The 14381-nt window shown below is 48.4% G+C and carries 9 protein-coding genes; 5 read left to right on the top strand and 4 right to left on the bottom strand.

Annotation, left to right across the window (positions count from 1 at the left end; translation table 11 throughout):
* Positions 1–63: 63 nt before the first annotated feature.
* Entirely contained in the window at positions 64–801 is a 738-nt protein-coding gene (locus ACO0LM_RS24410) for a TIGR00730 family Rossman fold protein (protein ID WP_423040817.1), read from the bottom strand.
* Here ACO0LM_RS24410 and polA point away from each other — a divergent pair, their 5' ends adjacent.
* From polA to ACO0LM_RS24395, 3 genes are all read left to right on the top strand, one after another.
* The gene (gene polA / locus ACO0LM_RS24405; RefSeq protein WP_423040815.1) at positions 802–3591 is read left to right on the top strand and encodes a DNA polymerase I; all 2790 of its coding nucleotides are present in this window, start codon (positions 802–804) and stop codon (positions 3589–3591) included. It abuts the gene before it with no gap.
* A gap of 32 nt (positions 3592–3623) precedes the next feature.
* A complete protein-coding gene (locus ACO0LM_RS24400; RefSeq protein ID WP_423040813.1) occupies positions 3624–4034 on the top strand; it encodes a hypothetical protein in 411 nt (136 codons plus the stop codon).
* A 93-nt stretch (positions 4035–4127) separates the two neighbouring features.
* Positions 4128–5078: a DUF6414 family protein gene (locus ACO0LM_RS24395; RefSeq protein ID WP_423040811.1), complete on the top strand. Its 951-nt coding sequence runs from the start codon at positions 4128–4130 to the stop codon at positions 5076–5078.
* A 244-nt stretch (positions 5079–5322) separates the two neighbouring features.
* Here the strand turns inward: ACO0LM_RS24395 and ACO0LM_RS24390 are convergent, their stop codons facing one another.
* Complete coding sequence (locus tag ACO0LM_RS24390) at positions 5323–6297, bottom strand: sugar kinase (RefSeq protein WP_423040809.1); 975 nt, start codon at positions 6295–6297, stop codon at positions 5323–5325.
* Between the two features lie 14 nt (positions 6298–6311).
* The gene (locus tag ACO0LM_RS24385; RefSeq protein WP_423040807.1) at positions 6312–7328 is read right to left on the bottom strand and encodes an SPFH domain-containing protein; all 1017 of its coding nucleotides are present in this window, start codon (positions 7326–7328) and stop codon (positions 6312–6314) included.
* Between the two features lie 244 nt (positions 7329–7572).
* Between ACO0LM_RS24385 and ACO0LM_RS24380 the strand changes: the two genes are divergently transcribed.
* Entirely contained in the window at positions 7573–9354 is a 1782-nt protein-coding gene (locus ACO0LM_RS24380; RefSeq protein ID WP_423040805.1) for a tetratricopeptide repeat protein, read from the top strand.
* A gap of 244 nt (positions 9355–9598) precedes the next feature.
* On the opposite strand, the gene ACO0LM_RS24375 is transcribed toward ACO0LM_RS24380, so the two are convergent.
* Entirely contained in the window at positions 9599–10006 is a 408-nt protein-coding gene (locus ACO0LM_RS24375) for an integrase core domain-containing protein (protein ID WP_423040803.1), read from the bottom strand.
* 378 nt (positions 10007–10384) lie between these two features.
* Here ACO0LM_RS24375 and ACO0LM_RS24370 point away from each other — a divergent pair, with 378 nt between their 5' ends.
* The gene (locus ACO0LM_RS24370; RefSeq protein ID WP_423040801.1) at positions 10385–14260 is read left to right on the top strand and encodes a LysM peptidoglycan-binding domain-containing protein; all 3876 of its coding nucleotides are present in this window, start codon (positions 10385–10387) and stop codon (positions 14258–14260) included.
* The last annotated feature ends 121 nt before the right edge of the window (positions 14261–14381 follow it).

The following is a 14381-nucleotide window of genomic DNA, read 5'->3' as shown; positions in this document are numbered from 1 at the left end:
TTTGATATATAAGGATGCAGGGGCATGTATGACATGCCCCTGTTTTTTGTGTACAGACGCAGATTACAGATACAGCATCTTTTGCCGTTCGTCCTCAGACGGCTCGATATCCCTGGCTTCATAATAAGCAAAGATGGCATCGACGATGTTTGCCGGTTCATCGATCAATTGCACCAGATAGAGGTCATCAGGGTTTATCATGCCGTTGCCAGCCATCTGCACCTTGATCCATTCCAGCAATCCACTCCAGAAGCTGGTACCAACCAGAATGACCGGGATATGGCGGGTCTTGCCAGTTTGTATCAGGGTTAACACTTCACTGACTTCGTCCATGGTGCCAAAACCACCTGGGTAGACCACATAGGCGTCGGCGTATTTGACAAACGCCACCTTGCGCGCAAAAAAATGACGGAAAGACAGGCTGATGTTTTGCCAGGGGTTAGTGCGTTGTTCGTGCGGCAATTCTATGTTCAGGCCAACCGAGGGTGATGCGCCCTCGAACGCGCCCTTGTTGGCTGCTTCCATGATGCCAGGGCCACCGCCAGAGATGACGGCAAATCCTTCGTCGGACAGGCGACGCGACAAATCCACACAACTGAGATAATACGGGTTGTCCGGCTTGATTCTGGCCGAGCCAAAAATGGTGACTGCCGGGCGTATTGTTGAAAGGCGCTCGGTGGACTCGATAAATTCTGCCATAATCGTGAACATATGCCATGATTCACGCGCTTTCAGCGAGGTTGCCTTCTCCTGATCGATAATCTGGCGCAATCTCGTTACATCTTTCCGGTTTCCGTTCATATGCAAAATACCCTCTTGTTAGTTGATGGCTCCAGCTATCTGTACCGTGCCTTCCATGCCATGCCAGACTTGCGCAACCCGCAAGGCGAACCGACAGGCGCCATCTACGGCATGATCAATATGTTACGCCGTTTGCGTACTGATTACCCGGCAGCATACATGGCCTGTGTTTTTGATGCAAAAGGCAAAACCTTCCGCGATGATCTCTACCCTGAATACAAGGCCCAGCGCGCCCCCATGCCAGACGACCTGCGTCTGCAGATAGAACCCATCCATGCCGCAGTCAAAGCCATGGGCTGGCCTATCCTGATGGTGGAAGGGGTAGAGGCAGACGACGTCATCGGCACGCTGGCGGTGGAAGCCACCAAGCTGGGCTTCGATACCATCGTTTCTACCGGCGACAAGGATCTGGCGCAACTGGTGAATGCCAATGTCACCCTGATCAATACCATGAGCAATGAAACGCTGGACGAACCCGGCGTGCTGGCCAAGTTTGGCGTGCCGCCAAACCGCATCATCGATTACTTGACCCTGATCGGCGACACCGTCGATAACGTGCCCGGTGTGACCAAATGCGGCCCCAAAACTGCCGTCAAATGGTTGAGCGAATATGACAGCCTGGATGGCGTCATCGCCAATGCCGACAAGATCAAGGGCGTGGTCGGCGACAACCTGCGCCAGGCGCTGGAATGGTTGCCGCAAGGCCGCGTGCTGATCACCGTCAAGACCGATTGTGACCTGGCCGAGCATTACGCTTCCATACAAGACAGCCTGGTGGCCAAAGAAGAAAGCCGCGAAGACATGCTGGCCTTCTTTAGCCGCTATGGTTTCAAGACCTGGCTGCGTGAAATTACCGGCGATGCTACCGCAGGCGCGACACCATTGCCCGCTGCCAAAGCCGCAACGAGTGGTGGCAACCATGCCCAGGCCGGACTGTTCAATGATGATGCTTCGGCAGACGACAGTGAACCTGCTGTACCCGTCAACCAGAATTACGAAACAGTGCTGACCGAAGCCGCCCTCGATGAATGGCTGGCCCGCATCAATGCCGCCAAGCTGACATCGGTGGACACCGAAACCACCTCGCTGGAACCAATGACGGCGCAACTGGTCGGTATTTCGCTATGCTGCGAAGTGGGTCATGCGGCTTACATTCCCGTTGCCCACAACTACCCCGGCGCGCCTGAGCAATTGTCGCGTGAATTTGTGCTGGGTAAACTCAAAGCCTGGCTGGAAGACGACAGCAAGGCCAAGGTCGGCCAAAACCTCAAATACGATAGCCACATCTTCGCCAACCAGGGTGTGCAATTGCACGGCATTGTGCATGACACCCTGCTTGAATCCTATGTGTTTGAATCACATAAATCGCATGACATGGACAGCCTGGCCATGCGTCACCTCGGTAAAAAAACCATCAGCTTTGAAGAAGTCTGTGGCAAAGGCGCCAGCCAGATCGGCTTTGACCAGGTGGATATCGAACGCGCTACTGCGTACGCCGCCGAAGATGCCGACATCACCCTGCAACTGCACTTGGCCATGTGGCCAGAAATTGAGCCGGATGCGAATTTGCTGCGCGTGTATCACGACATAGAATTACCGACTTCGGTCGTGTTGCAAAAGATAGAACGCAATGGCGTACTCATCAATAAAGACCTGCTGGAAACACAATCGCATGAAATCGGCATACGCCTGCTGGAACTGGAACAAAAGGCCTATGAATTGGCAGAACAGCCTTTCAACCTGAATTCACCCAAACAACTGGGCGAAATTTTCTTTGGCAAACTGGGCTTGCCAGTCGTCAAAAAAACCCCATCGGGCGCACCCTCAACCGATGAAGAAGTCTTGCAAAAATTGGCTGAGGATTACCCCTTGCCCAAAGTCTTGCTGGAATACCGTGGCCTGGCCAAACTTAAATCGACCTACACCGACAAATTGCCTAGGATGGTCAACGTCAGTACTGGCCGCGTCCACACCAATTATGCGCAGGCCGTGGCCGTGACCGGCCGCCTGGCATCGAACGACCCCAACCTGCAAAACATCCCCGTACGCACGGCAGAAGGCCGTCGCATACGTGAAGCCTTTGTGGCTGCGCCCGGCAACGTCATCATCTCTGCCGATTATTCGCAGATCGAATTGCGCATCATGGCCCACATCTCTGGCGACGCCAGTCTGTTGGCTGCATTCGCCAACGGTGAGGACATCCATCGCGCCACCGCTGCTGAAATTTTTGCCGTACCGCTGACAGAAGTGAGCAGCGAACAACGCCGCTACGCCAAGGTCATCAATTTCGGCCTCATCTATGGCATGAGCGCTTTTGGCCTGGCAGGCAACCTGGGTATAGAACGTTCCGCCGCACAAAGCTACATCGATAAATACTTTCAGCGTTACCCCGGCGTCGCCCAATACATGGCCGACACCCGCACCAAGGCCAAGGCCCACGGCTATGTAGAAACCGTGTTTGGCCGCCGCCTGTGGCTGGCTGAAATCAATTCCCCCAACGGCCCCCGCCGCGCCGGTGCCGAACGCGCCGCCATCAACGCCCCCATGCAAGGCACCGCCGCCGACCTCATCAAACTCGCCATGATCGCCGTACAGGGTTGGCTGGAAACTGACCAGCTGCAATCAAAAATGATCATGCAGGTACACGATGAACTGGTGCTCGAAGTACCACAAGCCGAGCTGGAACTGGTCAAACAAAAATTGCCTGAGCTGATGGCGAATGTGGCGACACTGGATGTGCCGTTATTGGCGGAAGTGGGTGTGGGGGGGAATTGGGAAGAGGCGCATTGATAAATTTGAATATTTAAATAAGTTATCTAAATATGGAAAATAAAAAAATTAAATGGCTAATATACACTGTATTGATCGGATTAATTCCGATCATAACAAGGTTATTTGTTTGGGGAGTGACAAAATCAGGAGCTACCAATTTGCTTGCGGCTTCAGACATTATTGCATTTGGATTAGTCCTTCACGTGTCAATCATAAATGAAATTGAACATTTGAGTGCTGAAGATAAATCATGGAAAACCATCCAGAATGGGATGTCGATTATTTTTATTGCGATTTATTGTGTGCTTTCCACCTTAGTAATGCTTAATGAGAAATTTTCTTCCTTTATTGATGACAGTGCATTAAGAATATGTACCATCGCACTAGCCATTGTCTCGATGATTTTAAGTTATACGATTTTTGATCGAATTTCAAAAAGTTTTAAGAAAGAGATCAAATGACTATTTTTGTGATTATCCTAACGGTTTTCGTTGGAATTTTAGGACTTGGTGTTGCGATTTGGTCTTATTTGGACACAAGAAAGAAATATTTTGATGAATATCAAAGAAGGAAAAAATAGAATGATTAAGAGTTTTATTTATCTAGATGAACAAAAAATGTATTCCCTATCATCTCAAATTTTTGAAGGGATAACTGAATATGTTTTGCAGGAAAGTGCTACAGGAAATGAAGCTACTGAAAATCAAAAAGGCCCAGTAGGTAGTGGTCGTATCCTAGCAGATGTAATTAAATCTAGCATCAAATCGACTGAGAAAAAATTCTTTCATGATTATTCTTATTCTATTTTCGAAAAGTATTTGCTTGATCAAAGTAAAGTTTTGACAGTAGAACGGACTAACTCTAACAAAAACGAAATTTTAGAAGGCTTCAATAGTTTCTCATTTATCAAAGTGAGGCTCAAGGCCGTATTTAATGACGTAAATAAAGCAATTCATCTTTTTGAAAACTTTAATGAAATTGGCCAAGCACTTTCGTTTGTAAACTCACTTCCGTTAATTGAAAATATTAATTCCGCTATGAAAAATAGCTCCGGAAAAAGCGAAAGAAATGAACTGCAGAACGCTTTAAAAAAAATCACTGACGGTACCGCAGCTAAAGAAGCTGGTTTGTATCAAGATCCACAGTTTTTAAAAAGCCTTCTAATTGTCACAAAATATGGGTTTTCAGATCAATTTGAAACTCAACAAAATATCGAAGGAATGCTTTTCACTTCTAACTTAAAGCGCGAATACTTAAGAGAAAAAGAGGATCTACTTATTAGAAAATATTCACGGAAAACAGAGCGTGAGATTGTTGTGTTTGGGATGATTTCACAAGGAATTACGCATGAATTGGATCTGCTTAGCACTAACGAAACCCCAGGAAATATGAAAGAAGCATGGATGAATGTTGTAGAGCATCTTGCTAATCTTGAAAAGTCTATTTCAGGTAAACAAAAAATGGAAATAGTTATAGATCCTATTGCTGTCTATGTAGAGGTTTGACGAATTTATAGTTTGAGTGATGCAAATATGATTTGTGTTTTAAGTTTTGTATAAATCGCAATTCGCATTTAACTGGTACAAATTTCATAGACACGATTTTGAATGCGTGGATTGGAAAATGGGAGTAAGAGCCTATTTCAATTTTATTCTATTGAATGGATTCTTATGATACAAGGGTGCGCCGTTCGCACCATTTTTGCAAATGCGAGACCGGGATTTAGTGTGCATGGCCCACCCTGCTTACCTACACCACCAAATATCCGCGTCTGTCCGCTATACCTATCTCTGCCGTCAGGCCCGCATTGAATTCCAGGTAGTCCGCTTCTATGCCATCGCTGAAGATGACGCCATGTTCTGGCATCAGCGATGTGACTTGCAGTTTGCTGCCTTCCCGAATTTGACCACGGACTAAAGTCGCAGATGAGATCTTGCTGGGGAAGGGTTCACGTACGGCGAATTGTAATTCTCGGGCGTCCCAGTTGGCGGGCTCTGGCATGGACATGGGTGGCAACTCATAAGGTAATTCGTCAGCAGCGGATTGACAGATGGCTGTAGCACCAGCGAATATACTTTTCATCCAGCCTGTGGAGCCCAGGCCGGTAGAGATGATGATGCCGCTGGACGATTGCCGTTCCTGGCGCTCTTGCAGCTGTATGGTGTAGCTGGCCGAGGTATGAGTTTTGGGGCCGATAAAAATGTCATTCACACCCAGCATGGTCTGGCCATTGTTCAGTCTGGCCATGGCCATGGCGACTTCGCGCACGGGACGGCGTTCTTGCAGCGCTTCAGGGACGATTCTGGGTAAATCCCTGACCTGGAAGGGTAGCAGCACGCCGTCCCAGCGTTGTGCATCAGGATTCACACCGATGATACGTTGGCCTTCCAGGTATTTCATGGTGTTGACGACCAGGCCATCTTGCCCCAGAGCGATGACGATATCGTCCCGGCCAAAAATCATGTTTGGCAAGAAGCCGCGGTCTATCTTTTGCAGGCGTGCCAGGCACAGCAGGCTGCTTTCTGCGGCACTGACACAGGCGATGTAATTGTCATGTTCATCCTGGTAGGCGGCAAAATCGCCGCCCAGATGCTCTATGTAAAACCGTGCCTGTCCCACAGTGTTGTACTTGACGATGAGTTCTTCCAGCCTGGTCTTGCGGGTGACAAGTATGATCTTGTTTTCTGTCGTCCGTGCTGTACTGCTGCTGCTGATGTTGCTCATAGCATTTTCCTGGTTTACCCTGGCTGATTGATGAGTTCTCGTAACAGGTCCGGTGTAATGTTCAATTGCCCTATGGCCCCGGCTTTTTCCGCCAGTTCCTGGAAGGCCAGGGCAATCAACTGGCCGGATTGCATATTGCCCATGGACAGCGCCTGCAAAACTTTGGGGTCGACGCCGCTATACGCATTCATCAGGGTTTGTGCAGCATAGGCGCGGCTATCAGCTTCTGTCCTGGCGTTTTCTGTAGCTAGTTTGACGAGAGTAGTTTGCTGGTTTTCTTCGGCTATTTTGGCTTGTACCTGTGCCAGCTTCAATTCGCTTTCCTTTTGTTGTATGCTTTTTTCAGCTTCCATCTGGGTTTCGCGTATCTGGCGTTTTTTACTTTCGACGGCGATTTCGGTATTCAATTCATTCTCACGAATGCGGCGCTCTTGCTCCACGGCGGCATTGCGGCGTTCATAGATGGCATCGTCAGCACACTTGAGAATTTGTTCACGCGCCTGTGCTTCCAAAGCCTTGGCTGCTTCTGGTGTAGGTTTGAGCGCCAGAAAATTCAAACCCAGCAATTCCACCCCCAATGCTTGTAACTCTTTACTGTCGCGCACCGCCATGCTGACTGCTGCGCCAAGTGTGTCAGCGGCTTTCAGGGCGTCACGCAGCGCCAGGCTTTGCAAGCCTTTGCGGGTCAGCACTTTGACAAGATTGACAATGCGCTGCGAGAGTTTTTGCGGGTCATCCGAGATGTATTGCTGACTCACAGGATTGATGGCGAAATTGAGCAAGGCCCCGACTTTTTGTGGCTCGCTGATACGGTACGTGACCTGCCCCTGCACCGTGACGGTCTGGAAATCAGCAGAATTTTCTTCAAAGATAAATGGTGTGTCCGTACTCGCCATGGGTATGGCCAGCATGGAAGTGGTAGGTGCATAGTAAAAGAAAGCCAGCCCTGCACCTTCGCGCCTGATTTGGCCGTTCTTGAATTGCAACACATACGTGGTGGGCTGAAATTTGATGAATTTGATGCTGAACATGGCATTTCCCTTTCTTTTTATGTGTCCTGAAGTGTTTTGCGGGTGCTAATTTTGACTTCGGTGTTATTTTCTATCTGCTTGAATACAAGGATAATCCACTTAATTTTAAAATGCAACTAAGTTAGTTGAATATTTTAACTAAGTTGAATGTGCTGGATTGCGTGATACAGAGACATCTGCTGTTTTTCGGAATATCTCTCTATAATCCCTATTCTGGACAAATTTTAAAAATAGGACATCCGGCATGCTCAACTGGCTTAAGCAACTCTTTACTTCGGTGGAAAAGCCTGAAGAACAAGTCCTGCCGGCACCGTCACATCCGGTCTATGTTGCGCCGCCAGTTATGCAAGACAGTGCGGAGTTGAAGAAGCAGGGGGACGATCATCTTGCCAGGGGCGATATGACGTCGGCCGCAACTTGCTATCGCAAGGCGATAGGGATGGACCCGGATTTTGCCAAGGCGCATAGCAATCTCGGTTTTGTACTGATGCAGCAAGGTAAGGCGGATGAGGCAGAAAGAAGCCTGAAGCAGGCGCTGGCGCTGGATCCAAAAAATGCAGATACCTGTTTCATGCTGGGTAATCTGGCCATCCTGTCGCGTAGCGATCTGGAGTCTGGCTGCCAGTATCTCCAGAAGGCCGTTGAGCTGATGCCAGATTTTGATGTCGCTTATCTTGACTGGCGCCGTTACATGAGTTTGCAAGGCAAGCTGGAACAGGTAAAGCAGTTCCTCATAGCTGGTATTGCCAGCGACCCCAACCATTGTGATTTCCAGAATTACCTGGGTAATATTTACCAGGATGAACAACAATTTGAACTGGCGATGGCGTGTTTTCAGCAAGCACTGACGATACGCCCGGATGATGTTGATGTGCTTGAAAACCTGGGCTTTGTCTTGTTCAAACAAAACCAGGTGTCGCAGGCAAACACTGCGTACGACAAGGCACTTGCTTTGCGGCAGCAGGTAATTGTTGCCGCACCAGATGATCTGGACTTGCATTACAAGTTGGCGACCTTGTTACTGGTGTTGAACAGACATCAGGAAGCGATTACCACCTTCAACCAAATTTTGAGTTTGAATCCTGGCTATGTTGAGGCCCGCCTGGGACGTGGATTGACCTCTCTTCTCATCGGTGAATTTGAATCTGGCTGGAAGGACACCAGGGACCTGGCCAGCTACGCAGCAATCGGCTATCCGGAATTCAAGCAGCCATTGTGGCTCAATGATTGTGACATTGGCGGCAAATCCATCTTGCTGTTTGCCGACCAGGGCTTGGGCGACACCATACAGTTTGTACGCTATGTAGAGCAAATCAAAAACCTGGGTGCAAGGGTCTATGTGCAGGCACATAGTTCACTTAAGTCTTTACTCAGTACACTGGCCCATGTGGATGTTGTTTTTGGTGAAGAAGACATCTTGCCTTTGTTTGACTATTGCTGCCCCTTGTCGAATGTGGCCTTGGCATTTAACACTAGTCTGGAAACCATACCTGCCAGCGTGCCTTATCTCCAGGCTGCAAAAGACAGAGTGGCCTATTGGGAAACGCAGTTGCGTGGTTTTCAGGTGCCGCGCATAGGGTTGGTCTGGTCGGGTAATCCCTTGTTCCGCAATGACAAGAACCGGTCTGTGCATCTGCAAAGATTGTCTGCCTTATTGATGGATGGAAGCCGGCATTTCTTTTTATTGCAAAAAGAAGTGAGAGCACTGGATGCACCGTTCATGGCCGGTCTGAAGAACGTGACTGACCTGGGACCGCAGTTAAACGACTTTGCCGAAACAGCCGCAGTCATTGCCAATCTGGATCTGGTCATTACCGTCGATACATCCGTCGCTCATCTGGCGGGTGCTTTGGGAAAACCGGTCTGGATACTGCTGCCTTTCGCCCCGGATTTTCGCTGGCTGCTGGACAGGAATGACAGCCCCTGGTATCCAACGGCACGGCTGGTCCGTCAGCCGACGATAGCCAATTGGGATAGCGTGATTGACGCTATCAGGTATGAACTGGATGTGGAATTTCCCAAATAAAAATCGTGCCCTGTTCAGTATTTAGTTAAACCAAATTTCTCCGCCATATCAGCAAATTTTGCAAAACCCGACAGAGATTTTGGTTCAGTTGAACACTAAACAGACGATTTTTTAATCAGCGCGAACAATAAATTTTGTTCGCCCGATTAAAATATAAGCAAATTATTTGATCAAGACGAGCATTGCCCTGAACACCTAAAAATGTTCAACGTCGAAAGCTATTTGTGTTCAGAAAATGGAATGACTAACGCCTCAAATGGTAACCAGTCAGCAAACCATCCCAAGCACTAAAATACTGAACAGATTTTGGTGCCGAGACATAAGGATCAACACCAGTCCACACCTCGTTTGGCGTGTATCCATGCAAATGCTGATGTGGCCTGATCAGGTTATACCAGGCCGTAAAATCGCTCAGCAAGCAGTCGAGCATCAAGCCATTGACAGGAACAGTCAGGTTCAATTTCTCTTTCAGCGTTAAAAAGAAACGCTCAATTCTTCCGTTCTGCCACGGCTTGCCCTGCGCACTGAATTCCTGGCGTATTCCTAACTCCCTCATACCGCGCCTGAATTTTTTACCGAAACACAGAGGCATTATCTGTACGAATGATTCTCGGCTTGCCAAATAAACTAATCGCATTTTTAATGCATTCAAGTATCTCAGTCGAAGTCGTCAATTCCAAACGCTGCAACAGCAAATTCATCTGCGTACCATGATCTACGACACCAAGAATAAAATGGTTCACACCATCCGCATCAAACTTCCCCGTACCATCCATACTAAGGCTACCAAACCAGCGCCGAACACTTTTTACTGAACACCGAATCCAGTACGAAAGTATATCCAAAACCCAGCAATAAATCACGTCAAAAAACTCATTTTCCATCAACATAAAACAAATAAAAGTAAAAAAATAACGCGCAATACTGAACACTCACAAGGCTTGATGACTGCAACGTTAGTGACAGCCGTAACCGCGTCATCAACGCCAGCAGCAGCGATGGCAGCAGCCAGCAATGGGACTACGACAGCGTGGGCAACGTCACCCCGTATGCCGAATTCAAAAACGGCCAGATCAGTAAAATGACCCGCAGCCGCTACGACCAGGCTGGCCAGGTCGTCTGGAGCCGCGTCGATGAAAACACCGGCACCCCCAAAGCCAGTATGCAAGAAACCACCAATCAATACGATGCAGCAGGGCATTTGCTGGCCAGCAGCCTGCACATGATTGACGACAAGGTCAACAAATCCTATCAATACCTGCACGACATCGACGCCACCGGACAAGAAAACCGCATCCGCGCCTATGGTGACGCCAATGGCAGCAGCAGCCTGGTCTACAACGCCAACCACCAATTGGTCACTGTCAACCAGGGCAAGGGCGATGGCAAAGACAGGGCAGAAATCACCAACTACCTCTACAACGCCGACAACCAGATACTCAGCAAAATCCATGATGATGGCAAACACGGCGTCGAAAGGATGGAATACCACTATACCAACGGCAATATCGAGGCCCAGACCGGGATAGACGCAGAAGGCAAAAACCAGAGCAAGATCGACACCGGCAACTACGCCCTGTTCCAGATGCTTGACGACAGCCACCCCGGCATCGTCAGCCGCTACACCATCAGGACAGGCGACACCCTGCAAAGCATCGCCAGCGCCGTGTATGGCACGTCCAGCCTGTGGTATTTGATTGCCGACGCCAATGGCCTGATGGCAGACAGCCATCTCATCGATGGTAACGTCATCACCATCCCGAATACGGCGCAGACAGGCAAAATCGACAGCAACCGCTTCAAGGTCTATAACCAGAGTGAGATAGAAGGCAGCAAAATGCCTAATCTCATCTTGCCAGGCGACCGTTGTGGTGCGCTGTCGCAGCTCATCGGCGTGGTCGTTACTGCGGTCGTGACCTTCTTTACCGGTGGTAACGCTGTCGTAGGTGCAATGGCTGGTAACGCCGCTACGCAATACTCAGCCGCAGCCTTCAATGGCCGACTGGACTGGGGTGACCTGTTCAAGCGCACCTTGACCGACGGCGTCGTATCCCTGTTTGACCCGACTGGTCTGGCAGTGGTGTACCGTAACCGGGATCTGAGCCATCCGCCGGGTTTTACCGATTCTGAATACAATTGGAAATCGACCGTCATTGCCGGTGCTGCCGCATACGTAGGCGGGCAACTGGCGAACGGCGCCTCACCACTGAGCGGCTCCACCTTTGGTGCCGTAGTAGGTCGCGCTGCCGTCACCAACGTGGTTAGTCAAGGCCTGTCCATCGCCGCCCACCAACAAAATGGCTTTGACTGGAAAGGCTTGGCCAAGGCTGGTGTCAGTTCAAGTGTCAGCTACGGAGTCAGTAACCTCGTAGGTCAGAGCCAATACGGCAGCGAGCGCTGGGATGCCATGCAAAGCGGCAAAACCTCAGCCGACCTGATGGCCTTGTCAGACAGCCAGCGTGACTGGAGTAACACCTTTGTGCGCAACGCAGCAGGTGATATCGCAGGTAATGTTGCCGGTGACGTGGTGACGACAGGCCGTCCGCACTGGCAAAGCGACATTGTTGGTGGCTTGGGCAGTGCCGCCGTTGCTGCGACAACGGATAAGTATGTTGAAGCGGACAAGACACGTAATAATGCTCTGGAACGGGCGTGGCAAGAACAAAATGCACCGGCCCAGTTTGGACCAAAATCTGACATCTTTACAAACTGGCGTGCTGCTGAAAAAGCAAAAGAAGATGCACGTATCTCGTTTGAGGCACAAGACGAAACCCGGCGCTTGAATCAGCTCGGGCCTTTGGGGAGTGGCGGGATGTCGATTGATGAATTGGCGGCGCTAGTAACGAATGATAAAGAGATTACAGTGCTTCCTGATGGCAGAATTCTCTTCCCAGATGGGCACATAAGAACGAATAGGAGTACGGGTTCTACAATTGCCAGTAACGAAAGCAACAATGCGACTGTCTACGGACAAAATCTCAATTTAATTCCATTAGATGATCCGAGTCCTAATACGTCATTGTTGTGGAAAGGGAGAGATAAATCTACGCAGCCATCCGCTATTGAAAAACTTGATAATGGAAATACTCGCTATCACTATCTTGATTATGCAGTAGATGTAAACGCCAACGGTGGGTATTCAGAAAAAGAAACACCGTTGAGCACCAGAGTTAAATTGCGTGACGGTATGTATGAAGTAATGGAAGAACGTCTTAAGATCGTTTCCGCAGCAGCGAACCCAATCGCAGAAGAGCGAACGCCATTAAATGACTTCCTGTTCCGTCGGGAAGATGGTTTGCGTAAAGGTGACTATGCTACTGTCAAAGCTGTATTTGACAGTTATGAAGATGGTTATCAATTACATGGAGACATGCGCCATAGAGCCGAAATCATGGCATATGGAAGAGCTTTAAACCCTGACAATCAATGGGGTAAAGTGCCAGACATGAAAACGCAGTTGTTAGTTTTAGGCAGTATTTCTGGCTTAACCGCGGCTGTAGCGGCCGCGCCAGCAGCCTGGTCTGCTATTAGTTATGGAGCACGTTACAGTAAGACTTTCGTTGTTAATGCTGTAACGCAAAGATCAATTGGATTTGCATTATTTGCTCAACCTGCTGTCGCGAAGATAGGCTTGGTTGTCGCAGACGTTGCTTCACAAGTACTGACAGACTCGAATGCACCTTCGCCAGTGGGAGAACTCGTTTTAGAAGCGAAGGAAGCGAAGAGTGCAGTTCAGGAAGTAAATGCGCTCAATCAAGCACGAAAGCTCAATCCATTAGTACTTGAAAAAGCACTTCCTGCAATTGAACAAGACGCTAAAAATACAAACTATGCCATCAATGAGTCCAGATTAGCTTCTGGCAATGTGCAAGCGGAAATGAATGTGCTTTCTGATGCAGCAAAGACTGATATTAAAGGACTAGGAACGGCAAACTCTTTTGCAAAAGTGGAACAAGAAGCTGCAAGAGATTCTGGGAGTTTTACGCGGACGTTGAACCAGGAAGGCAATCTGGGAGCGTCATCACTGAAAAATGATGCTGCTATCTTCAATGCGGAGGCAAAAACGGGTTCCGTTGTAATCCGCAATGAAGCTTCCGCTGCAAATAATGCTTTGGAAATAAGACAGGTTGAAAAAAATCTGGCGACAAACCAAGCGAATTTCGCCAATGGAGTGGATCGCTTAGAAAGTTCTGCTGCGGCGCAAGTCGCTAGAAATGAAAGTGCATTTGCTCGTGTTGAAATTGGAAATGTATCGAAACCAGATCAAATTCAAATAACACGAAATAAATTGAATGAAGATGCTGCAATTGCTTTCAAATCTGCAAACCTTGATGAGCAGTTAGAGATTGCTAAATTGCATAGTGGTAATGCACCGAAGGATATTGAGGGGCTATTGGAGCAAATGACCATCAAAGCACGTAAGGAAGCGAATGCAGCAAAGTTGAATTTTGATGGTTATGTACCCGATGTTTACAATAAATTAAAAACCAGTCTTGCAAATTATGAAACCGTCGTCAATCGAGGATATCCTTTTGGCTTTGAAAGCCTAGAAAAATTCAACGCATATAAGCAAACACTGAATGAAGCAGTCAGTAAATTTTCTGTGCCGATAAACGATATTCGTGTTCAGGGCAGTTCTGTGCATAAAGTGAATCCAGGTGATATTGACATTATGATTGCAGTTGATTCAGAAACTTTTGATTTGCTTGCCAGCGGATTTATCGACATTTCAAGTAATAATAATGTAACGAAGGAACTGATAAAAGAAGCTAGTAAAGGCAAAATACCCGGCCACCGTTTTATTACTGATGGAACTGAAAAACTCCGTTCCCCTGCTCAAGCAGTGTATGATTTGGTTCCGCTTAAGAGTCAAGTGACTTTGATAAAAAAAGGTAGCCCATTGTAGTGGTCAAGTATTTTCGGACACTGGGATAGGTTCTTTTTCTGCCATTTTTTGCTCATAGACACTGGGTGGCAGATTGCCCAGGGCAGAATGCAAGCGAACGTTGTTGTAAAAGCCCACAATA

The sequence above is a fragment of the Undibacterium sp. Di26W genome (genome assembly GCF_049340265.1).
GTDB lineage: Bacteria > Pseudomonadota > Gammaproteobacteria > Burkholderiales > Burkholderiaceae_D > Undibacterium.
This window is presented reverse-complemented; position numbering and strand designations above follow the sequence as displayed.